The sequence below is a fragment of the Sphingomonas sp. CL5.1 genome (assembly GCF_013344685.1).
In the GTDB taxonomy this organism is placed as follows: Bacteria; Pseudomonadota; Alphaproteobacteria; order Sphingomonadales; family Sphingomonadaceae; genus Sphingomonas.
The window spans coordinates 682,365-702,461 of the sequence record NZ_CP050137.1; the positions used below are offsets into that span (position 1 = coordinate 682,365).

Below are 20,097 nucleotides of genomic sequence, written 5' to 3' on the forward strand. Positions count from 1 at the left end.
CCGCTCAGACGTCCGCCCAGCGGCGCAGCAGGTTGTGATAGACGCCGGTCAGCCGGATCACCTCGGCATCGTCCTGTCCGCGATCCTGCCCGATCGACTGCACCGACTGATCCAGCTCGAACAGGATGCGGCGCGCGCCCTCGTCGCGCACCATCGACTGGATCCAGAAGAATGACGCGATCCGCGCGCCGCGCGTCACCGGCGACACACGATGCAGGCTGGAGGCGGGATAGAGCACCATATGCCCGGCGGGCAGCTTGACGCTCTGCTCGCCGAACTGCCCCTCGATCACCAGTTCGCCGCCGTCGTAGCTGTCGGGGTCGGCGAGGAACAGGGTGGCCGAAAGATCGCTGCGGATGCGGAAATCGCTGCCGCGCCGGATGCGCACGGCATTGTCGACATGCTGGCCGAACGTCTCCCCGCCCTCATAGCGATTGAACAGCGGCGGATAGACCTTGAGCGGCAGCGCGGCGGCAACGAACAGCGGGGAGCGGGCCAGCGCGTCGAGCACGATGTTCCCCGCCTCGCGCGCGGCGGCGCTTTCCTCCGCGAGCTGCTGGTTGCGCTTGGCGAGCGCGGATTGCGGGCCGGAGGTCGCGTTGCCGTCGATCCATTCGGCGGCATCGATCAGCGCGCGCAACCGCGCCACGCCGCCCGCGTCGAGCACATCGGAGATCGCGATCAGCATCCTGCACCTTCCTTCAGCGCGGCCACGCCGCGAGTCGCGAAGCCGGGGACGTCGCTCGCCGCCAGCCACGCCAGCGCCTTGGCGACGAACCGTTCGTTGCCAAGCTCGCCCGCGCGGCGCAGCCACGCCAGTGCCTCCTCCAGATCGCCCGCTTCCGCCAGCATCCGCGCGTGATTGAAGCAGCCGCGAAAATCGCCGCCCCCGGCCGCGCGGGCATAGCAATCGGCCGCCTTGGCCATGTCGCGCGGGGCCACCCAACCGTCTTCGGCGAAACTGCCGACATGGTTGATCGCCTTGGCATAGCCGGCCGCCGCCGCCTGCTCGAACAACGCGAGCGCGGCGGGCTTGTCCTCCGCCACGCCGACACCGAGCGCCAGCGCCGTGGCGTAATTATATTGCGCCTCAGGCAGCCCGCGCGCCGCCGCGACGCGGAAGCATTCCGCCGCGCGCGCCTTGTCCACCGCGACGCCCCAACCGAGATCGTAGCAGCGCCCGACCATGTTGAGCGCCATCGCATGATGCTGCCGAGCGGCACGCTCGAACCAGTGGAACGCGGCGCGCTCGTCACGCGCCACGCCGTTGCCGTCGAGCAGGAGCTGGCCGAACAATGCCTGCGCATCCGCCACGCCTTCCTCGGCGAGCCGAAGCAGGAACGCCGCGCGCTCCTCCGGCGGACCGGAGAGGCGCGCGGCGATTTCCTCGCGCGTCAGGGACGCGGTCTCGCCCACCCGCGTCAGTAACGCACCGACAGCGTGGCGAACGCCGACCGGCCCGGCGCGATCGTCGCATAATGCGATGCATAGGCCTGGGAGAAATAGGTCTTGTCGGTCAGATTCTGGACGTTGACGCTGAGGTTCACCCGCTCGGTGATATCATAGCCGAGCCGCGCATCGAACCGCGTATAGCCCGGCACCGAGCGCGCCAGCACCGTCGTCGCGGGCTTCACGGTGATGTTGCCGCTGGTGTCCTGCGAGGCGCTGCGGTTGTCGGCGTAGCCACCGAAAACGCGGCTGAAATAGAAGACGCCGCCGCCGATCTGGAGCCGACTGAACAGAGTGACGTTGGTCCACAGCGAGACGCTGTCCTTCGCCGTCTGCGGCGCCTGCTTGCCATTGTTGACCGATGGGACCAGCACTGTCGTCGCCTTCGCCGGGCCGTTCGCGGCCACGCTGAGCGAGCTGAAGCCGCCATCGACGATTTTCGGATCGAGGTGCGTATAGCCACCGAAGATCGTCCAGCCCGGCAGGATCGTGCCGTTGACGCTCAGCTCGACGCCGCGGATGCGGCGCTTGCCGATGAACTGGACGGTATTGTCGTCGCCGGTGACGCGGGCATTGTCCGTGTCGGTCTGGAACGCCGCGGCGGAGAGGCTCAGCCGGCCGCCGAGCAGGTCCGCCTTGGCCCCGACCTCATAGGATTTGGTCTTTTCCGGCTTCAGCGCGTCGAGCACGCTGGCGGCCGCAGTGGTGGTCGGCAGCGCGTTGCCTTCCGACCCCTCGCCGAGCAGGCTGTTCGGCGGCGTCGCGGCGGTGGCGTAGCTGGCATACAGGCTCGTGTTGTGCGTCGGCTTGAAAACCAGGCCTGCCTGCCAGTTGAACAATTCGTCGGTGCGTTCGAACTGGATCGCCTGCGTCGCGGTGAGCGGCTGGCCAGGCCGGACGCGCGAATGGAAGCGGTCATAGCGCAGGCCGAGGTTCAGGATCAGCGGCTCGGCGAGCGTGATCGAGTCGAAGCCGTAGATACCGATCGTATTGGCATCGTTCTGCGTCTCGGCGATCGGCTGGGTACGCGAGATCGGCGCCGGCGTGGTGGATGTATCGCTCGCATAATTCACCCACGGATCGTTTGGATTCGGGTTGAAGATGCTCGTGCAATAATAGCGCGACACGGTCGTCGGGTTGCAACGCGGGGAAATCGTGCCACCAGTCGAAAGCAGTTCGCTGCCCGAGGAGTTGACGAAGCCGCGCGTCACGAACGCGCCGCGCCGCGCCTTCTCCCACGCCAGCTCGGCGCCGATCGCGAAGCTGTGCTTGATCGCGCCGGTGTCGAACTTGCCGAACAAGTCGGTCTGATTGACGATCGAATCCGCATAACCATAACGCGTGTTGGCCCGCCGCCACACCTGCCCGGTGTTATAGACGTTGCCCTGCGAATCGTCCGGCAGCAGGAAGATGTACGCCTGCCAATTGTGGGTGAAACGCGAGGTGTTGCGCAACGTGATGCCGCCGAAGTCATGCTCCGCGCGGATCGTCGCCTGATCGATGTCGGTATCGCGGAAATCGCGATCCTTGAGCCCGTAGAAGGTCGAGCGATCGACATAGCCCGACTGGCCGTTGGCGGTGGTGACATGGCCAATTGCCGGCTCCGACAGGACATAGCCCGTCCTGGGGACATTGCCGATCGTGTAGAGATACGGGATGCCGGAATCCGGCAACTCGTTACTGTGCATATGATAATAGCCGATCGTCAGCCGGGTCGGCGAATCCACGCCGATCGTGATCGACGGCGCGACGCCCCAGCGGCGCTGCCAGATCGCGTCGCGGCCGGCGACGTCCTGATCGTGGAACATGCCCTCGACGCGCACCGCGATCATGTCGGAGACGCGCTGGTTCACATCCGCCGTGAAGCGCTTGTAGTCGGCCGTGCCGTAGCTCGCGGTGGCGCGGGCGAAGCTCTCCTTCTGCGGCGTCTTGGAGATGATGTTGATCGTGCCGCCGGCATTGCCGCGCCCGCCGAGCGTGGTGTCCGAGCCACGGATGATCTGGATCGAATCCACCGCGAACACCTCGCGGCTCTGCGACGCGAAATCGCGCACGCCGTCGACATAGGTCGAGCCCTGGCTGTCGAAGCCGCGGATGAAAGGGCGGTCGCCGATCGGGTTGCCGCCCTCGGCCGCGCCGAAGGTGATGCCGGGGACGGTGCGCAGCGCATCGGCGAGCGTCGCGGAACCGGTCTGCTCGATCGTCTCCGCCGGCAGCACCACGATCGAGCGCGGCGTATCGACCGGCGGGGCGATGAATTTCGGATTGGCGTCGCGGCGCTCGCGCTCGCCGGTCACGACCACGTCGGAATGCCGGACGGCATCGCCATCGGCTTCCGGCGCATCGGCGCCGCCGGCCGGCGCGGCCACGGCCACGGGGGCGCTGGCGATGAACCCGACGCACGACAGCGCCAGAAATGACTTGGACTTGTTCGACACGAAAATCCCCTTTCGGGCATCCCGCTATTGAGAGTGGTTCGCATAGTCAACGCTATTGCGAAATATTCTCATCATCGTCGCAAAATGTATCGAACAGCCAGCAGCGCAATGCGCTGGCAAGATTGGGCGGATCGGGCTGGACGATGCGCAGCGCATCGATCTCCGCCACCAATGCGCTGAGCGGCAGCGCGCGCGTCGCCGCGGCCTTCTCCAGCGCGTGCCAGAAGATAGGCTCCAGGCTCACCGAGGTCTGGTGCCCGGCGATGGTGATCGATCGCTTGACCGGGCCGACGAAGCCCCCGGCGGGCGCGTCGATCACGGCGTGTCGAACAGCGCGGCGAGTTGCTCGATGATCGTGCCGCCAAGCTGGTCGACATCCATGATCGTCACCGCGCGGCTGTAATAGCGCGTCACGTCATGGCCGATGCCGATCGCCACCAGCTCGACCGGCGAGCGCTTCTCGATCCAGTCGATCACCTGCCGCAGGTGCCGTTCGAGATAGGAGCCGGAATTGACGCTGAGCGTCGAATCGTCGACCGGCGCGCCATCCGATATCACCATCAAGATGCGCCGCTCCTCGGGCCGCGCGACCAGCCGCGCGTGCGCCCACATCAGCGCCTCGCCGTCGATATTCTCCTTGAGCAGCCCCTCGCGCATCATCAGCCCGAGCGAGGTGCGCGCGCGGCGCCACGGCTCGTCGGCCTTTTTATAGACGATGTGGCGGATATCGTTGAGCCGCCCCGGCTGCGGCGGACGGCCGGCGGCGAGCCACGCCTCACGGCTCTGCCCGCCCTTCCACGCCCGCGTCGTGAAGCCGAGAATCTCGGTCTTGACCCCGCAGCGCTCCAGCGTGCGCGCGAGGATGTCGGCGGAGATCGCCGCGATCGAGATCGGCCGCCCGCGCATCGAGCCGGAATTGTCGATCAGCAGCGTCACCACCGTGTCACGGAACTCGGTGTCGCGCTCGATCTTGTACGACAGCGACATGTCCGGGCTGACCACCACGCGCGCCAGTCGCGCCGCGTCGAGCAGCCCTTCCTCCTGATCGAAGTCCCACGAGCGGCTCTGCTGCGCCATCAGCCGGCGCTGGAGCCGGTTGGCGAGCTTCGACACGACCGATTGCAGGTGGACGAGCTGCTGGTCGAGATAGGCGCGCAGCCGCACCAGCTCGTCCGCGTCGCACAGGTCGGTCGCGGCGATCACCTCGTCGAAATCGGTGGTCCAGACGCGATAGTCGAATTGCGGGGAGAGATCGGCGAAGGGACGGTTGGGGCGCACCGGCTGCATCCCCTCCTCGCCTTCGTCGCCCGGCTCGCCGTCCATGTCCTGGACGTCGTCGCCCATTTCCTGGCCTTCGCCGTCCTCGCTCTCGGCGTCGCTTTGCTCGCCGCGCGCCTCCGCCTGCGCCTCGCCCTGCCCCTCGCCGTCCTCGTCCTGATCGCCCTTCTCGTCATTCTCCTGATCGTCGGCGCCCTCGTCGTCGCTCTCGCTGTCCTCGGGCAGTTCGTCGCCCTGCGTCAGGTCGAGGTCTTCGAGCAGCTTGCGCGCGAGGCCCTGGAAGGCGCGCTGGTCGTCGAGCGCCAGCGCGAGCGAATCGAGGTCCGCCCCCGCCTTCTCGTCGATCCACTCGCGCACCAGGGCGAGGCCCGGCGCGGCGATCGCCGGCGATTCGCGCCCGGTCAGCCGCTCGCGCACGAGCAGGCCGAGCGCGGTGGACAGCGGCACCTCCTCGCGCGTGCGGGCGCGGGTGATCGGGTCGGACCGGAGCTTCACGTCGAGCGCGGTCGCTAGATTGTCGGCGATGCCGGCATAGCCCCGGCTGCCGAGCGCCTCGACGCGGGCATTCTCCACCGCGTCGAACACCGCGCGCGCCACCGCCTCGTGCGGCGCGGCGCGCAGATGCATCGCCGGATCGTGGTGCCTGAGGCGCAGCGCGAAGCTGTCCGCGAAGCCGCGCGCCTCCGCCACCTGCTCCGCCGGCAGCGCGCGCGCGGGCATCGGCACCTTGAGATGCTTGCCCGACTGCGCCGGCGCGTCGGCGGTGAAGGCAAGCTCCACCTCCGGCTCGTCGGCCAGCGCGCGCGCCGTGCCGCCGAGCACCTCCTTGAACAGGTCGAGCGGGGTGCGTTCAGCCATCGCCCGCGCCGGTCAGGCTTTCCCCACCACGCTTTCGGGCAGGTCCTTGCCGAACACGCGCTGGTAATATTCCGCCACCAGCGGCCGTTCCGCCTCGTCGCACTTGTTGAGGAAGGAGAGGCGGAAGGCGAAGCCGACGTCCTTGAAGATCAAGGCGTTCTGCGCCCAGGTGATGACGGTGCGCGGCGACATCACGGTGGAGATATCGCCGTTGATGAAGCCCTTGCGGGTCAGGTCGGCGACGCGGACCATGTCCTCGACCACCTTCTTGCCCTCCGGCTTGTCGTATTCGCCGGACTTGGCGAGCACGATCTGCGCCTCGGTCGCCGCCGGCAGGTAGTTCAAGGTGACGACGATGTTCCAGCGGTCCATCTGGCCCTGGTTGATCTGCTGCGTGCCGTGATAGAGGCCGCTCGTGTCGCCGAGGCCGACCGTGTTGGCGGTGGCGAACAACCGGAAATACGGGTTCGGGCGGATCACGCGATTCTGGTCGAGCAGGGTGAGCTTGCCCTCCGTCTCCAGTACGCGCTGGATCACGAACATCACGTCGGGGCGGCCGGCGTCATATTCGTCGAACACCAGCGCGGTCGGCGTCTGGAGCGCCCAGGGCAGCAGGCCCTCGCGGAATTCCGTCACCTGCTGGCCGTCGCGCAGCACGATCGCGTCGCGGCCGACGAGGTCGATGCGGCTGATATGCGCGTCGAGATTGATGCGGATGCACGGCCATTTGAGGCGCGCCGCCACCTGCTCGATATGCGTCGACTTGCCGGTGCCGTGATAGCCCTGCACCATCACGCGGCGGTTGTGCGCGAAGCCCGCGAGCACCGCCAGCGTGGTATCGGGATCGAACACATAGGCGGGGTCGAGATCGGGCACGCGCTCGTCCGCCTCGCTGAACGCGGGGCATTGCATGTCGCTGTCGATGCCGAACATCTCGCGGACGCTGACGACCTTGTCTGGCGCGTCGAGGATCGTCGTCTCGCGGCTGTCGGGCTGGGTGTTCGGAATATCGGTCATGCGCGCCTCGCGGAATCTCGCACACGCCTTAGGCGCGGCGGCCCCCGTTATTCAACCTCTGCCTTGGGCGGAAGCGCGAACAGGTCGATGAAGGCGCGCGCCTTGTCGCGGTCGCCGATGAACACCAAAGCGCCCTCCGCCTCGGCCGCCTCGATCGGCCATTTGCCATAGACGATATTGGCCATGAATCGCGCGGTGGTGGCGAAATGCGCGTCGGTTTCGCCCTCCCCGCGCACGATCGGCAGCGCGCCGTCCGCCAGCCGCGCGACGAACGATTCGGGGCCGAAGGCGAAGCCGACCGTCATCGGCGGCAGCGCGCGCGCCTTCTCCGCGTCGATCATCGTGCGCAGCGACAGCATCATCGAGGCGGCGGACAGCGGCAACGTCCGGTCATGCTCCGGCGAGCGCGCCGCCCATGCGCCAAGCACCTTGATCGCGTCCTCCGCCTGATAGCCCCAACTGGTCAGCTCATAGACCTGCACGTTGGCGGGCGGCGGCAGCTTGCGGCGCTTCAGGATATGCGCCTTCTCAAGCCCCTCCAGCCGCTGCGTCAATACATTCGCGCTGATCCCGGTGAGCGACGCCTTCAGTTCCCCGAAGCGACGCGCGCCGAACATCAGCTCGCGCACGATCAGCAGCGCCCAGCGCTCGCCGACCAGCTCCATCGCCAACGCCGTGCCGCAGGCGTCGTCATACCAACGCTTCGTCGTCGTCCCGCTTCGTTTAGTCACTTTTTCTAACTTCATGGTTGCTTTTTATAACTTTAAAGCGCACCCATCGCAAGCACCCGATTCGAAAATGGAGAGGTTTCCAATGGCAAAAATGATCTTCGTGAACCTGCCGGTGGCCGATGTCGCGAAATCGACCGCGTTCTACGAGGCGATCGGGATGACGAAGAATCCGATGTTCTCGAACGAGCGGGCGTCGGCGATGGAATGGTCGGACACGATCGCGTTCATGCTGCTCGACCATTCCTTCTATTCCACCTTCACCGACAAGAAGATCATCGACGCGAAGACGAGCAGCGGCGCGCTGATCGCATTGTCGTTCGACAGCCGCGACGCGGTCGACGCGATCACCGAAGCGGCGCTCGCCGCCGGCGGGCGCGAGCTGCACGATCCGGAGAACGAGGATTATATGTACAGCCGCGCGTTCGAGGATCTCGACGGCCACGGCTTCGGCCCGTTCTGGATGAACATGGCGGCGGCCGAACAGGCGCTCGCGCCGGCCCACGGCTGACACGTCATACGAATAACGAGGACGAGAGAGATGCCGGACAAACCCCAGATCATCACCTTCGGCTGGGTGCCGGAGTTCGCGCGCGGTTTCGTCCGCGATATCCGCCCGCGCTGGGCCTGCGAGGAGGTCGGCCAGCCCTATGAGACGGTGCTAATCGCCGACGCCAAGGGGCCGGAGCATCGCCGGCTCCAGCCGTTCGGGCAGGTGCCGGCGTATCGCGACGGCGCGCTGGAGATGTTCGAATCCGGCGCGATCGTGCTGCATATCTGCGAGAAGGCGGGGAAGCTGATCCCCGCCGATCCGGTCGCGCGGGCGCGGGCGATCCAGTGGCTGGTCGCCGCGCTCAACTCGGTCGAGCCGTGGGTGGCGGCGCTGGCGGTCAACGACCTGTTCGAGGCCGACCAGCCGTGGTCCGCGACGCGGCACGACAAGGTGGTGGCGGACCTCGACGGCCGGCTCGCCGATCTCGAGACCGCGCTCGGCGACAGGCAGTGGCTCGAGGGCGACGAGTTCACCATCGGCGACCTGATGATGGTGTCGGTGCTCGGGCAATTGCGCGGGACAGGCGTGCTCGATCGCTTCCCGCGCCTCGCCGCCTATGTCGCGCGCGGCGAGGCGCGGCCGGCGCACCGCAAGGCGATGGCCGACCATCTCGCCACCTTCGATCGGCCCGCAGCCGCCTGAGGAGCAGAATCATGCGTTACTTCCAGGGATTCGTCGTGCCGGTGAAACACGCCGACCGCGACGCCTATATCGCCGCCGCCGCCAAGGCCGCGCCGGCATTCGCCGAATATGGCGCGATCCGCCATGTGGAATGCTGGGGCGACGACGTGATGAACGGCACGCGCACCGATTTCCGCAAGGCGGTGAACGCCGCGGATGACGAGAATGTCGTCTTCTCATGGATCGAATGGCCCGACCGCGCGACCTGCGACAAGGCGACCGAAAGCATCATGAACGACAAGAGGATGGAGCCGGACGGCCCGATTCCGTTCGACATGCAGCGGATGATCTACGCCGGCTATGACGTGGATTACGATAGCGGCGGCGAGCGGCCGTTCGGCTATGTCGACGGCATCGTCGCCTCCGTGCCGGACGGCGAGCGCGGCGCCTTCATCGACAGCGCGCGAGCGATCGGCGCGATCTTCCAGGAACATGGCGCGACGCGCGCGGTGGACGGCTGGGGGGCGGACGTGCCGGACGGCAAGGTCACCGATTTCCGCCGCGCGGTGCAGGCCCCGGCGGGCGAGACGGTGGTGTTCGGCTGGATCGAATGGCCCGACAAGGCGACGCGCGACGCCGGCATGGCCGCGCTGATGCAGGACGGCCGGATGCGCGACAATCCGCCGCCGTGGAACGGCCAGCTCGCGATCTTCGGCGGCTTCGCGCCGATCTTCGACACCCGCCGAGCCTAGGAGAGCGACGATGGGCAACATGGAAGGCACGCCGGTCTGGTTCGAGCTGACGACACCCGACCCGGACGGATCGCTGGATTTCTACAGACATGTCGCCGGCTGGGCGATCGCGCTATCCGCGATGGCGGAGCATGGCGGCTATCGCATCGCCACCGCCCCGGACGGCGAGCGGATCGCCGGGCTGATGGCGCCGCCGCCGGGCGCGTCTGCGTCCGTCGGCTGGGGGGTCTATTTCGGCGTGGCGGACGTCGACGCGGCCGCCGCGCGGGTGAAGGAACTGGGCGGCGCGGTCCATTTCGGGCCGATGGACATCCCGCACGTCGGCCGATTCGCCGCCGTGGCCGATCCCCAGGGCATCGGCTTCAACCTGCTGACCGGCGCCGACCCCGAAGGCTCGCGCGCGTTCGCCGCCGCGCCGGGAGCGTTCGGGCATGGCGTGTGGGTCGAGCTGGCGACGCCGGACCCGGACGGCGCCTTCGCCTTCTATGGCGCGATGTTCGGCTGGGAGAAGGCCGGCGCGATGCCGATGGGCGAGATGGGCGACTATGCCTTCATCGGCAAAGGCGCGGATTTCCGCCCCGGCGCGGTGATGTCGAGCAGCCTGAGCGGCGCGCCCGCGCGGTGGAACTGGTACGTCAACGTCCCCGACATCGACGCCGCGATCGAAGCGGCCAGGGCGCATCAGGGCGCGTTGATGCAAGGCCCCGATCCGATTCCCGGCGGCGACTATTCCGCCAACATATCCGACGCGCACGGCTTCCGGATCGGCCTCGTCGGCCCGCGCAAGTAACGGAGAGGAACCATGATCAAGATGCGCACCTGCCTGTGGTTCGACCACGGCGAAGCCCGCAAGGCGGCGGAATTCTATGCCCGCACCTTCCCCGACAGCCATGTCGAGCAGGCAAGCAACGCGCCGTCCGATTTCCCCGGCGGGACGAAGGGCAGCGAGTTGACCGTGCTGTTCACGGTGCTCGGCCAGCCGTTCATGGGGCTGAACGGCGGGCCGAACTTCAAGCCGAACGAGGCGGTCAGCTTCCTGGTCTATACCGAGACGCAGGAGGAGACCGACCGCTACTGGAACGCGATCGTCGGCGAGGGCGGCGCGGAAAGCGCGTGCGGCTGGTGTAAGGACCGCTGGGGCTATTCGTGGCAGATCACGCCGCGCGTGCTGATGGACGCGATGAGCGATCCCGATCCGGCAGTGTCGAAGCGCGTGTTCGAGGCGATGATGACGATGCGCAAGATCGACATCGCCGCGATCGAGCGCGCGCGGCGCGGCGAGGAGCTTCCGGCGTGAGCGGCGATGCTTGCGAACTGGCGATCGAGCGCGTCATCGATGCGCCGCGCGCTGCCGTGTGGCGGGCGATGACCGATCATCTCGCCGAATGGTGGTGCCCGCGCCCGTGGGCGACGGAGATCGTCGCGCTCGAATGGCGCTCGGGCGGGCGCTTCCATCTCGCGATGCACGGGCCGGAGGGCGAGGTGCACGGCGGCGACGGCATGTTGCTGGAAGTGGTGCCGGGCGAGCGGATCGTCTTCACCAACGCGCTCGGCGAAGGCTGGGCGCCGCAGGCGGCCCGGCCGGTGGCGATCGTCGGCATGTTCACGCTCGCCGACGCGCCCGATGGCCGCACCGCCTATCGCGCCAGCGCGCGCCACTGGAACGCCGCCGACACGAAAGCGCATGACGAGATGGGCTTCGCCGAGGGCTGGGGCATCTGCGCCGACCAGCTTGCGGAGGTGGCGCGCCGCCTGACCGAGGCGGCCGATGCGTAAGCTCGTCGGCGGCGTGTTCCAGTCGCTCGACGGCGTGATGCAGGCGCCGGGCGGACCGGGCGAGGACTGGACCGGCGGCTTCACGCTCGGCGGCTGGTCGGCGTGCCTGTGGGACGAGATGATGGGGCAGGCGATGGGCGGCGTGTTCGACGGCCCGTTCGACCTGCTGCTCGGGCGCAAGACATGGGAGATATTCGCCGCGCACTGGCCCTATGTCGGGTCGGGCGATCCGATGGGGGCGCTGTTCGACGGCGTGACCAAGTTCGTCGCGACGCGCGGCGACGAACCGCTGGAATGGCGGAACAGCCGCCGCGTCGGCAGCATAGATGAGATCGCGGCGGTCAAGGCGTCCGACGGGCCGGACCTGCTGATCCAGGGCAGCAGCACCCTGTATCCCGCGCTGTTCGCGGCGGGGCTGGTCGACCGGCTGTTCCTGATGACCTTCCCTGTGGTGCTCGGCGCGGGCAAGCGGCTGTTCGGCCCCGGCACCCCGCCTTTCGCGCTTAGGCTCGTCGAGCATCGGGTGTCGACGACCGGCGTGACGATCGCGACCTATGAACCGGCCGGCGCGGTGCCGATCGGCGACTTCCAGCTCAGCGAGCCGAGCGGAGGCGAGAAGGCGCGGCGGGAACGGATGAAGCGCGAGGGATGATCTTCAGGCGAAGGCCGGCGCCTGCCGCAATTGCTGATAGGCCGCGATCACCTTCGCCAGCGTGTTCTCATGGCTGCGGTCGCCGCCGTTGCGATCGGGATGGTAGCGGCGGACCAGCTCCGAATAGCGGCGGCGCAGCGCGGTGCGATCGGCATCCGGCTCCAGCCCCAGCACCTTCAGGCTGGCGCGGTCCTGCCCGGACAGCGGCTTGCCGTCCTTGCGCTCGGGCGCGCTCTCGCGGCGGAAGCGCGCGCTGATCGCGTCGAGCGGATCGACGAAATCCGCCCAGCGCGGGCCGGCATCGGTGCCGGCGCGCGCGAAGGCCCGCGCCTCGCGCTCCCATCCGGCGATCGGGCGCTGCGCGGCGTGGATCTCCTCGGCGCTCATGCCCTCGAAATAATTATAGCCCGCGTTGAAGGCGCGGACATGATCGAGGCAGAACCAGCGGAAGGCGGGTGGTCCATCATAGCCGCCCGCCGCGCCGTCGAGCGGCGGCGCGCGGAACTCGCCCGCCTCGGCGCAGCCCGGCGCGGCGCAGGGGCGATCGCCCGCGACCCGCCCGTGAAAGCGCGTGTTCGGTCGTTCCTTCCTTTCGCGCACCTGTCCCGAGCCTTTCACGGAAAAGCCCGCTATATAGGGACGATGACCGACATCGCCACCGGCCCGATCGCCCGGGAAATCGCCGCCCGGCTCACCGCCGCGCTCGCCCCCACGCGCCTCGACGTGATCAACGAAAGCGCGCAGCATCGCGGCCATATGGGCGACGACGGATCGGGCGAGAGCCATTTCCGCGTCGTCGTGGAGAGCGCCGCCTTCGCCGGCCGGTCGCGCGTCCAGCGACAGCGGCTGGTCAACCAGGCGCTGGCCGAGCTGCTGCGCGATCACGTCCACGCGCTCGCCATCCGCGCCGTCGCGCCGGGGGAAGCGGCGTGAGGGCCGAGCGCCCCGCCGCGCGCATCCTGCTGGTCGACGCGGCGGGCCGCGTGCTGCTGTTCCGCTTCGATACCGCTGACGAGCGGCCGCCCTTCTGGTGCACGCCGGGCGGCGCGGTCGATCCGGGCGAGAGCCACGCCGCAGCCGCGCGCCGCGAATTGCTGGAGGAAACCGGCATCCACGCCGATCCCGGCCCGGAAGTGGCGCAGCGCACCGTCGAGTTCCTCACCATCGAGCGGGTCGAGGTGGTCGCCGACGAACGCTGGTTCCGCGTCGATATCGACGGGGCGGCGGTGGATTCGTCGCGCCACACCGCGCTGGAGCGGCGGGTGATGACGCAATGGCGCTGGTTCGCGCGCGAGGAGATCGCGGGCTGGCCGGAAACGATCTATCCGGCGGATATCGTCGCGATGCTGGAGGCGACGGATCGGGTTTGTTCGTGAACGCCCTTTCGCGCAAGACGCGCCTGAAGCGCTTCATCGAACTCGTCTGGAACGAGGGGAAACTGGATGCGGCGGACGGATATCTTGCGGGCGCCTATACCGTCGTCCACGATCCGGGCGACCCGTGGGAAGGCATGACGCTCGATCCGGCGGGCTTCAAGGATCGCGTCAGGCTATCGCGCGCGGCATTCCCGGATCAGCAATTCGATGTCCAGGAGATGTTGGCCGATGGCGGCGGCGTCGCAATGACCTGGCTATGGGCCGGAACCCATGTGGGCGATCTCCCCGGCTTTCCGGCCACCGGCAAGCCGATCCACATGTCCGGCGCGACGATCTACTTTTTCGACGATGCGGATCGGTTGACCGGCCACTGGCAGATCACCGATCGGCTCGGCGTCTATCAGCAACTTCAGCGGAACCTCACAGCCAGCCGGTAAGCCGCATTATGCCGCTCAATGGTGATCGTGGCCGTCCCCATGCGCGTGGCCGTGCAGCGCCTCCAGCACCTCGTCGGTCCGCGCCGGATCGCCGATCGCCAGCACCTGCCCGCCGCTCGCCGAGGTCAGCGGGTCGCCGTTCCAGTCGCACATCCGCCCGCCCGCGCCCTCCACCACCGGCACCAGCGCGGCGAAGTCGTAGAGCGCCAGCCCCGCCTCGCACACCAGATCGAGCTGTCCCGCCGCGAGCAGCCCGTAATTGTAGCAGTCGCCGCCATAGATCGGCCCCTGCCGCGCATGGCCGCCCGACACCGCCGCGACCAGCGCGAGGAAGCCGTCCGCTTCCTCTCCGGTGAAGGCGTGCGGGCTGGTCGTGGCGAGCAGCGCCCCCTCCAGCGTCGCGCAGGGCCGCGTGCGGATCTCGCGCGCGTTGAGCGTCGTCGGCCGCCCCGCCGCGCCGAGCCAGCGCTCGCGCTGCACCGGCTGGTCGATGATGCCGAGCATCGGCCAGCCCTCCTCGACCAGCGCGATCAGCGTGCCGAAGATCGCGCGGCCGGCGGTGAAGCTGCGCGTGCCGTCGATCGGATCGAGCACCCATTGGCGGCCGCTGACGCCCTCCTTGACGCCATATTCCTCGCCGACGATCCCGTCGCCCGAACGCTCGGCATCGAGGATGCGGCGCATCGCCGCCTCGGCCGCGCGATCGGCGAGGGTGACGGGGGAATGGTCCGCCTTGATCTCCACGCCATGTTCGGCGCGGAAATAGGGACGGATCGCCTCCCCCGCCGCATCGGCGAGACGGAGCGCAAGGTCGATATCTGCTTGGCGGATCGGCATGGCCACGCGCCTATCGCACCCGGCGCGATCGCGCTAGGATCGGCGCATACGCAAGGAGACCTCGTCATGCGCCTGCTCCCGCTGTTCGCCGCCACCGCCGCCGTGGCGCTCGCCGCTCCCGCCGCCGCCACGCTCGCGCCGGGCGCCAAGGCACCCGATTTCACCACGCGCGGCGCGATCGCCGGCAAGGTGGTGCGCATCAGCCTCGCGGAGAAGCTGCGCCATGGGCCGGTCGTGCTCTATTTCTTCCCGGCCGCCTTCACGCCTGGCTGCAACGCCGAGGCGCGCGCCTTCGCCGAGAAGGTCGACGAATTCCGCGCGGCGGGGGCGACGGTGATCGGCATGTCCGCCGATACCGTCGAGGACCTGCAGAAATTTTCCTCCGCCGAATGCGCCGGCAAGTTCGCGGTGGCCAGCGCCGGGCCGAACATCGTGCAAGGCTATGACGTATCGCTGCCGCGCGCGATCAATGGCCGGCAAGTTACCAACCGCACCAGTTACGTCATCGATCGCAGCGGCAAAATCGTCTTCGTCCACAGTGACATGAGCCCTGCGGAACATATTACATCAACACTGGAAGCGGTGCGAAAGCTTAAGACACGCTAACATCTGGTCACAAGTTCTTAGTCCTTTGCCGATACCAGCCTTTTGAACAACGCACGCAGCGGCCGGCAAATCGCGGCCGCCGCACGCCAGAGGGATGGTGACGGTGGAGTTCATTGCTGCGCGGCAGGTACAGGATGGCAGCGCGCCGCCAGGGCTGTTCGAACGGATCGGGATATTCCTCGCCGAGCATCGACTCAGCCCCGAGCCGGCGCATTATTCCTTTTCCTATCACGTTCTTAGCGATCCAGAGGGAGAGCTGGCGCGCGCGGTCGCGGCGATTACCGACGGCGGCGTGCGGCTGTCACGCGACGATATCGTGTCGCTGGGCGGCGAGGCGGTGACCGGGCCGGCGGTGGAATATTCGGGCGAGTCGCCGCGAGTCGCACCCTCGCTCCCCACGCCTGAGGAGCAGGCCGACGCCGCCGCGCTGATCGCCAAGACGCAGGCGCAGGTCGACGGGTTCGCCGATACGGTTCGCGCCATCCATGTCGAGGCGAAGGGCTTCGGCCGCGACATAGCCGCCAGCGCGGCGGCGATGCGCAAGGACACGCTGGGCGAGGGGATCGACGAAATCGCGCGGCTGACCGGCGCGATGCTGGAGCGCGTCCGGCAGGTCGAGGCGCGGCTGGAAGTGGCGACCCGCGAGACCGAGGAGTTGCGCTCCGCGCTCGCCATCGCGCGCGGGAATGCGCGGCTCGATCCGCTGACCGAACTGGCCAACCGTCGCGCGTTCGACGAAGCCTATGCCGCGCTCATGCCGGGCACCTCAGCGGTGGTCGCGGTGTGCGACGTCGATCACTTCAAGCGGGTCAACGACGATTTCGGCCATGCCGTCGGCGATCGCGTGCTCAAGACGATCGGCCATACGCTCGCCACCGAATGCGAAGGCCACCTCGTCGCGCGGCTGGGCGGGGAGGAATTCGGCATATTGTTCGTCGGCGTCGAGCTGGACGAGGCCCGCGTGCTGGTCGAGCGCGCGCGCGCCGCGGTGGCGAGCCGGCGGCTGCGGTTGCGCTCCACCGATGCGTTCATCGGCACGATCACCATCTCCGCCGGGATCGCGCGCATCTTCGCGGCCGAACGGCAGGAGGCCGGCATGGCCCGCGCGGACGCCGCCCTGTATGCCGCCAAGCGCGCCGGCCGGGATCGAGTGGAAATCGCGCCTTAAGTTGGCGTTCAGCGCCGATTAAGCGTGGCGCATCTCACCATCTATCGCGGAGTGATTTCCACAACGAATTGATTTTAGACAATTTATAAAACTGGCACGGCTCCTGCAATCCTGTTGGCATCGACCGTCGAATTCCTCGGCGGCAAGCAGGAAAGCAAAAGCCATGACCGACCGTTTCACCACCGCCCGCCACTATGCCCTGAGCCTCGTCGGCGCGCTGTTCGTCGCCGCGCTGATGGTCAGCGCCGCCGTTCCCGTCGTGCCGATCGCCTGATCGGCACGCCCCGCCTCATCGGAGAGACAGAAAGATGTACCGTCCCCTCGCCCTCGGCTTCGCCTCCTTCGCCACCGCCGCGCTGCTGATCTACGTCAACGCCGTCAGCGTGATCGCCTGATCTTCCTCAACGCCCCACCGGCAGGTCCCTGAACGCGGCGTCCTTGTCGACGCGGATCTCGCCGGGCAAACCGAGCACGCGCTCGGCGATGATGTTCTTCAGTATCTCGTCGGTCCCGCCCGCGATGCGCAGGCCGGGCGCGTTCATCACCGCCGTCTGGAACAGGCCCTTGAGCGGCAGCAGCGCGGGATCGGCGATGATCCCGTACTGGCCCTCCGCCTCCACCGCCGCATTGCCGAGGTCCTGTAGCTGGTTGGCGGCGATGATCTTGCCGATCGAACTTTCCGGCCCAGGCGTCTGCCCCCGGCTGAGCGCGGTGATCGTGCGCATCCGCGTATTGCGCAGCCCCTCGGCCTGCACATACCAGTCGGCGAGACGCTGCCGGAAGGCGGGGTCCGCGATCAGCGGCCCGTCCGCCGCATCGAGACCCTTCGCCAGCGCGAGGATCTCCTTCGGCGACGCGCCCGTGCCGCCGCCCACCGCCAACCGCTCGTTCATCAGCGTGACTAGCGCGACCTTCCACCCGTCGTCCACCGCGCCGAGCCGCTGGGAATCCGGGATGCGCACGTCGGTGAAATAGATTTCGTTGAAGTTCGATCCGCCGGACATCTGGTGGATCGGCCTGATCTCGATCCCCGGCGAGCGCAGGTCGAGCCAGAACATCGTCAGCCCCTTGTGCTTGGGCACGTCGACATTGGTGCGGACCAGCACGATGCCGTAATCCGAATAATGCGCGCCGGAGGTCCACACCTTCTGGCCGTTGACCACCCAGTCATCGCCGTCACGCACCGCGCGGGTGCGGATCGCCGCCACGTCCGATCCGCCGGCCGGCTCGGAGAAGAGCTGCGACCAGATTTCCTCGCCGCGCAGCGCCGGGCCGACGAAGCGCCGCTTGGTGGCGTCGTCGGCGAAGGCCATCACGGTCGGTACGCACATGCCGAGGCCGATGGTGAAATAGCCGTACTGGACGGGGAATTTCGCTTCCTCCTGCCCGAAGATCACGCTCTGGATCGGCGTGCCGCCACCACCGCCCCATTCCTTCGGCCAGGTGATCTGCGCATAGCCGGCCGCCGCCTTGCGCGCCTGCCAGCTTCGCGCGGCGGCCATGTCGTCGGCGTGGGGGAGCGCCTTGTGCCCGGCGACGTTCTTTTCCAGCCACGCGCGGGCGGCGGCGCGATATCCGGCTTCTTCGGGGGTGTCATTGAAATCCATCTTTCCTCTCCCCGATCAGGCCGCGTTGCGCATTTCGAGCTGGCTCACCAGCCGCTCGCGCCATGTCGCGGGCGCGCCGGCGACGAGGCTCAACTGCCGCGAGCGCCGGTAATAAAGCTGCGGATCGGCCTCCCAGGTGAAGCCGATGCCGCCGTGCGTCTGGATATTCTCCTTCGACGCGAACCAGAATGCCTCGCTCGCCGCGACGCGCGCGGTGGCGGCGGCCAGCGGCAGCTCGGGCGCGGCGCTGTTGAGCGCCCAGGCGCCGTAATAGGCATTGGAGCGCGCGATCTCGTTCTTCACATAGATATCGGCGAGCTTGTGCTTGATCGCCTGATAGCCGGCGATCGCGCGCCCGAAGGCGAAACGCTCCAGCGCATAATCCTTCGCCATCTCGAGGCACCGGTCCGCCCCGCCGAGCTGCTCGAAGGCGAGCAGCACCGCCGCGCGATCGAACACCGCCTGCATCGCGACGATGCCGTCGTCCCCGCCCAGCCGCTCCACCGGAGCGCGATCGAAGACGAGCTTCGCCGCCGAGCGCGTCGGATCGAGCGTCCTGAGCACCTCCGCCGAGACGCCCGCGCCCTTTTCCACCAGATACATCCCGTCCTTCGCCAGCACGACGATCAGGTCCGCCACGTCGCCGTCCGTCACCGGGATCTTCTCGCCGGACAGCGTGCCGCCGGTCGCGACCGTGTGGAGTGAGGCCTGCGTCACCGGCCCGGCGCGCTCGCTGGTGGCGAAGGCGCCGATCGCCTCGCCGGCGGCGATCCGGGGCAGCCATTTCGCCTTCTGTGCCTCGCTACCGAACAGCATCAGCGCCTCGGCGACGAAATAGACCGTCGAGGCGAACGGGATCGGCGCGCAGGCGCGGCCGAGTTCCTCGGCCAGCGCGCATAACTCGACATGGCCGAGGCCAAGCCCGCCGTAATTCTCCGGGATCGCGGTGCCGAGCCAGCCCTGCGCCGCAACCGCCCTCCACAACGCCGCGTCGTAGGCACAGTCGTCTTGATCGAGCACGCCGCGCACCACCTTTGCGTCGCATTTCGCGGCGAGGAAGCGGCGCGCTTCGTCCTTCAGCATCTTCTGGTCGTCGGAATAGTCGAAGTTCATCGCCCGCCTCCTATCGCGGCTGCATCCGGATCGCGCCGTCGAGGCGCACGTCCTCGCCGTTGAAATAGCCGTTGCGGATCATCTCCAGCGCCAGCGCGGCATATTCCTCCGCCGCGCCGAGCCGCTTCGGGAAGGGCACCATCGCCGCCAGCGCCGCCTTCACCTGCGGCTTGGCGCGCGCGAGCAGCGGCGTGTCGAAGATGCCGGGCAGGATCGTGTTGACGCGGATTCCCTCGCCCATCAGGTCGCGCGCGATCGGCAGCGTCATGCCGATCACCCCGGCCTTGGCGGAGGCGTAGGCGACCTGCCCCATCTGCCCCTCCTCGCCCGCGACGCTGGCGGTGTTGACGATCGCCCCGCGATCACCGTCCGGCAGCGGATCGAGCGTCATCATCCCCGCCGCCGCGCCGACGATGCAGCGGAAGCTGCCGATCAGGTTCAGCTCGATCGTCTTCACATATTTGTCGAGCGGATATGGCTCGATCTCGCCCGTCTCCTTCGAGCGCGCGACCGTCTTGTGCGCGCCGAAGCCGCCGCCGGCGCAGTTGACCAGGATGCGCTCCTGCCCGTTCGCCGCGCGCGCCTGCGCGAAGCCGGCGTCGACCGACGCCTGGTCCATCACGTCGACCGCGCAGAAGGTCGCGCCGATCCTCGCCGCCGCCTCTGGCCCGATCTCCTCGTTCTTGTCGAACAGCGCGACCTTTACCCCCGCCGCGCGCAGCGCGCTCGCCGTCGCATGGCCGAGGCCGGAAGCCCCGCCGGTGACGATCGCCGCGATATCCGGTCCCAGCTTCACGCATCGCCCTCCTGTATCCTGTTGCGGGATAACAT

The 20,097-nt window shown here is 68.1% G+C and carries 24 protein-coding genes and 1 pseudogene; 13 read left to right on the forward strand and 12 right to left on the reverse strand.

The features are described 5' to 3' along the window. Nucleotides 1–4: 4 nt before the first annotated feature. From F9288_RS03410 to F9288_RS03440, 7 genes are read right to left on the reverse strand one after another with little or no spacing between them, the layout of a single operon-like run. Nucleotides 5–688: a Fe2+-dependent dioxygenase gene (locus F9288_RS03410; protein ID WP_174835269.1), complete on the reverse strand. Its 684-nt coding sequence runs from the start codon at nucleotides 686–688 to the stop codon at nucleotides 5–7. Continuing rightward, a complete protein-coding gene (locus F9288_RS03415; protein ID WP_174835270.1) occupies nucleotides 682–1,416 on the reverse strand; it encodes a tetratricopeptide repeat protein in 735 nt (244 codons plus the stop codon). Before F9288_RS03415 ends, F9288_RS03410 begins: the two co-directional genes overlap by 7 nt. Nucleotides 1,417–1,421: 5 nt before the next feature. Further along, nucleotides 1,422–3,887: a TonB-dependent siderophore receptor gene (locus F9288_RS03420; protein ID WP_174835271.1), complete on the reverse strand. Its 2,466-nt coding sequence runs from the start codon at nucleotides 3,885–3,887 to the stop codon at nucleotides 1,422–1,424. A gap of 52 nt (nucleotides 3,888–3,939) precedes the next feature. Further along, entirely contained in the window at nucleotides 3,940–4,206 is a 267-nt protein-coding gene (locus F9288_RS03425) for a ribbon-helix-helix domain-containing protein (protein ID WP_174835272.1), read from the reverse strand. Next, nucleotides 4,203–6,023, reverse strand: coding sequence for a cobaltochelatase subunit CobT (cobT, locus tag F9288_RS03430; protein ID WP_174835273.1), 1,821 nt, complete (start codon nucleotides 6,021–6,023; stop codon nucleotides 4,203–4,205). Before cobT ends, F9288_RS03425 begins: the two co-directional genes overlap by 4 nt. 12 nt (nucleotides 6,024–6,035) lie before the next feature. Further along, nucleotides 6,036–7,040, reverse strand: coding sequence for a cobaltochelatase subunit CobS (gene cobS / locus F9288_RS03435; RefSeq protein WP_174835274.1), 1,005 nt, complete (start codon nucleotides 7,038–7,040; stop codon nucleotides 6,036–6,038). A 47-nt stretch (nucleotides 7,041–7,087) separates the two neighbouring features. Next, on the reverse strand, nucleotides 7,088–7,771 hold the full coding sequence (locus F9288_RS03440; RefSeq protein WP_254621057.1) for a helix-turn-helix domain-containing protein: 684 nt from the start codon (nucleotides 7,769–7,771) through the stop codon (nucleotides 7,088–7,090). 82 nt (nucleotides 7,772–7,853) lie between these two features. On the opposite strand from F9288_RS03440, the gene F9288_RS03445 reads away from it, so the two are divergent. The 8 genes and pseudogenes from F9288_RS03445 to F9288_RS03475 all read left to right on the forward strand — a co-directional run bounded on the left by F9288_RS03445 (nucleotide 7,854) and on the right by F9288_RS03475 (nucleotide 12,122). Then, nucleotides 7,854–8,279 carry a VOC family protein gene (locus F9288_RS03445; protein WP_174835276.1) on the forward strand — a complete coding sequence of 142 codons (426 nt, stop codon included), beginning with the start codon at nucleotides 7,854–7,856 and terminating at the stop codon, nucleotides 8,277–8,279. Between the two features lie 30 nt (nucleotides 8,280–8,309). Next, on the forward strand, nucleotides 8,310–8,963 hold the full coding sequence (locus tag F9288_RS03450) for a glutathione S-transferase family protein (RefSeq protein WP_174835277.1): 654 nt from the start codon (nucleotides 8,310–8,312) through the stop codon (nucleotides 8,961–8,963). Between the two features lie 11 nt (nucleotides 8,964–8,974). Continuing rightward, nucleotides 8,975–9,304 (forward strand): annotated as a pseudogene (locus F9288_RS22045) (DUF1428 domain-containing protein); the annotation flags it as partial. Then, a complete protein-coding gene (locus F9288_RS22050) occupies nucleotides 9,287–9,694 on the forward strand; it encodes a DUF1428 domain-containing protein (RefSeq protein ID WP_254621176.1) in 408 nt (135 codons plus the stop codon). The pseudogene F9288_RS22045 and the gene F9288_RS22050, both read left to right, overlap by 18 nt. 10 nt (nucleotides 9,695–9,704) lie before the next feature. After that, nucleotides 9,705–10,484 carry a VOC family protein gene (locus F9288_RS03460; protein WP_174835279.1) on the forward strand — a complete coding sequence of 260 codons (780 nt, stop codon included), beginning with the start codon at nucleotides 9,705–9,707 and terminating at the stop codon, nucleotides 10,482–10,484. Between the two features lie 12 nt (nucleotides 10,485–10,496). Then, a complete protein-coding gene (locus tag F9288_RS03465; RefSeq protein ID WP_174835280.1) occupies nucleotides 10,497–10,991 on the forward strand; it encodes a VOC family protein in 495 nt (164 codons plus the stop codon). Continuing rightward, the gene (locus tag F9288_RS03470; protein WP_254621058.1) at nucleotides 10,988–11,470 is read left to right on the forward strand and encodes an SRPBCC domain-containing protein; all 483 of its coding nucleotides are present in this window, start codon (nucleotides 10,988–10,990) and stop codon (nucleotides 11,468–11,470) included. The genes F9288_RS03465 and F9288_RS03470 overlap by 4 nt, the downstream gene beginning before the upstream one ends. Beyond that, on the forward strand, nucleotides 11,463–12,122 hold the full coding sequence (locus F9288_RS03475; RefSeq protein WP_174835281.1) for a dihydrofolate reductase family protein: 660 nt from the start codon (nucleotides 11,463–11,465) through the stop codon (nucleotides 12,120–12,122). Before F9288_RS03470 ends, F9288_RS03475 begins: the two co-directional genes overlap by 8 nt. 3 nt (nucleotides 12,123–12,125) lie before the next feature. On the opposite strand, the gene F9288_RS03480 is transcribed toward F9288_RS03475, so the two are convergent. Continuing rightward, complete coding sequence (locus F9288_RS03480) at nucleotides 12,126–12,722, reverse strand: J domain-containing protein (RefSeq protein WP_174835282.1); 597 nt, start codon at nucleotides 12,720–12,722, stop codon at nucleotides 12,126–12,128. Nucleotides 12,723–12,764: 42 nt separating this feature from the next. On the opposite strand from F9288_RS03480, the gene F9288_RS03485 reads away from it, so the two are divergent. From F9288_RS03485 to F9288_RS03495, 3 genes are read left to right on the forward strand one after another with little or no spacing between them, the layout of a single operon-like run. Continuing rightward, nucleotides 12,765–13,055 carry a BolA family transcriptional regulator gene (locus tag F9288_RS03485; RefSeq protein ID WP_174835283.1) on the forward strand — a complete coding sequence of 97 codons (291 nt, stop codon included), beginning with the start codon at nucleotides 12,765–12,767 and terminating at the stop codon, nucleotides 13,053–13,055. Continuing rightward, complete coding sequence (locus tag F9288_RS03490; protein ID WP_174835284.1) at nucleotides 13,052–13,498, forward strand: NUDIX hydrolase; 447 nt, start codon at nucleotides 13,052–13,054, stop codon at nucleotides 13,496–13,498. The genes F9288_RS03485 and F9288_RS03490 overlap by 4 nt, the downstream gene beginning before the upstream one ends. After that, nucleotides 13,495–13,935 (forward strand): ester cyclase, encoded by a 441-nt coding sequence (locus tag F9288_RS03495; protein ID WP_254621059.1) that lies wholly within the window; start codon nucleotides 13,495–13,497, stop codon nucleotides 13,933–13,935. The genes F9288_RS03490 and F9288_RS03495 overlap by 4 nt, the downstream gene beginning before the upstream one ends. 15 nt (nucleotides 13,936–13,950) lie before the next feature. On the opposite strand, the gene F9288_RS03500 is transcribed toward F9288_RS03495, so the two are convergent. Continuing rightward, nucleotides 13,951–14,772, reverse strand: coding sequence for an inositol monophosphatase family protein (locus F9288_RS03500; protein ID WP_174835286.1), 822 nt, complete (start codon nucleotides 14,770–14,772; stop codon nucleotides 13,951–13,953). 66 nt (nucleotides 14,773–14,838) lie between these two features. Between F9288_RS03500 and F9288_RS03505 the strand changes: the two genes are divergently transcribed. Together F9288_RS03505 and F9288_RS03510 are read left to right on the forward strand one after the other, a co-directional pair. Next, on the forward strand, nucleotides 14,839–15,378 hold the full coding sequence (locus F9288_RS03505) for a peroxiredoxin (protein ID WP_174835287.1): 540 nt from the start codon (nucleotides 14,839–14,841) through the stop codon (nucleotides 15,376–15,378). Nucleotides 15,379–15,481: 103 nt separating this feature from the next. Further along, nucleotides 15,482–16,546 carry a GGDEF domain-containing protein gene (locus tag F9288_RS03510; RefSeq protein ID WP_254621060.1) on the forward strand — a complete coding sequence of 355 codons (1,065 nt, stop codon included), beginning with the start codon at nucleotides 15,482–15,484 and terminating at the stop codon, nucleotides 16,544–16,546. Nucleotides 16,547–16,947: 401 nt separating this feature from the next. Here the strand turns inward: F9288_RS03510 and F9288_RS03515 are convergent, their stop codons facing one another. Genes F9288_RS03515 through F9288_RS03525 form a run of 3 tightly spaced genes read right to left on the reverse strand, consistent with a single transcriptional unit; the run spans nucleotide 16,948 to nucleotide 20,062 of the window. After that, complete coding sequence (locus F9288_RS03515; RefSeq protein ID WP_174835289.1) at nucleotides 16,948–18,153, reverse strand: acyl-CoA dehydrogenase family protein; 1,206 nt, start codon at nucleotides 18,151–18,153, stop codon at nucleotides 16,948–16,950. A gap of 15 nt (nucleotides 18,154–18,168) precedes the next feature. Continuing rightward, on the reverse strand, nucleotides 18,169–19,266 hold the full coding sequence (locus F9288_RS03520) for an acyl-CoA dehydrogenase family protein (protein WP_174835290.1): 1,098 nt from the start codon (nucleotides 19,264–19,266) through the stop codon (nucleotides 18,169–18,171). A 10-nt stretch (nucleotides 19,267–19,276) separates the two neighbouring features. Next, nucleotides 19,277–20,062, reverse strand: a complete 786-nt coding sequence (locus tag F9288_RS03525; protein ID WP_174835291.1) for an SDR family NAD(P)-dependent oxidoreductase — start codon at nucleotides 20,060–20,062, stop codon at nucleotides 19,277–19,279. Nucleotides 20,063–20,097: the final 35 nt, after the last annotated feature.

Bases quoted from the DNA above. Each gene is read 5' to 3' on its own strand.
- F9288_RS03410 (WP_174835269.1), bottom strand. From the start codon at position 688: ATGCTGATCGCGATCTCCGATGTGCTCGACGCGGGCGGCGTGGCGCGG.
- cobT (WP_174835273.1), bottom strand. From the start codon at position 6,023: ATGGCTGAACGCACCCCGCTCGACCTGTTCAAGGAGGTGCTCGGCGGC.
- cobS (WP_174835274.1), bottom strand. From the start codon at position 7,040: ATGACCGATATTCCGAACACCCAGCCCGACAGCCGCGAGACGACGATC.
- F9288_RS03445 (WP_174835276.1), top strand. From the start codon at position 7,854: ATGGCAAAAATGATCTTCGTGAACCTGCCGGTGGCCGATGTCGCGAAA.
- F9288_RS03450 (WP_174835277.1), top strand. From the start codon at position 8,310: ATGCCGGACAAACCCCAGATCATCACCTTCGGCTGGGTGCCGGAGTTC.
- F9288_RS22050 (WP_254621176.1), top strand. From the start codon at position 9,287: ATGATCTACGCCGGCTATGACGTGGATTACGATAGCGGCGGCGAGCGG.
- F9288_RS03460 (WP_174835279.1), top strand. From the start codon at position 9,705: ATGGGCAACATGGAAGGCACGCCGGTCTGGTTCGAGCTGACGACACCC.
- F9288_RS03465 (WP_174835280.1), top strand. From the start codon at position 10,497: ATGATCAAGATGCGCACCTGCCTGTGGTTCGACCACGGCGAAGCCCGC.
- F9288_RS03475 (WP_174835281.1), top strand. From the start codon at position 11,463: ATGCGTAAGCTCGTCGGCGGCGTGTTCCAGTCGCTCGACGGCGTGATG.
- F9288_RS03485 (WP_174835283.1), top strand. From the start codon at position 12,765: ATGACCGACATCGCCACCGGCCCGATCGCCCGGGAAATCGCCGCCCGG.
- F9288_RS03500 (WP_174835286.1), bottom strand. From the start codon at position 14,772: ATGCCGATCCGCCAAGCAGATATCGACCTTGCGCTCCGTCTCGCCGAT.
- F9288_RS03505 (WP_174835287.1), top strand. From the start codon at position 14,839: ATGCGCCTGCTCCCGCTGTTCGCCGCCACCGCCGCCGTGGCGCTCGCC.
- F9288_RS03515 (WP_174835289.1), bottom strand. From the start codon at position 18,153: ATGGATTTCAATGACACCCCCGAAGAAGCCGGATATCGCGCCGCCGCC.
- F9288_RS03520 (WP_174835290.1), bottom strand. From the start codon at position 19,266: ATGAACTTCGACTATTCCGACGACCAGAAGATGCTGAAGGACGAAGCG.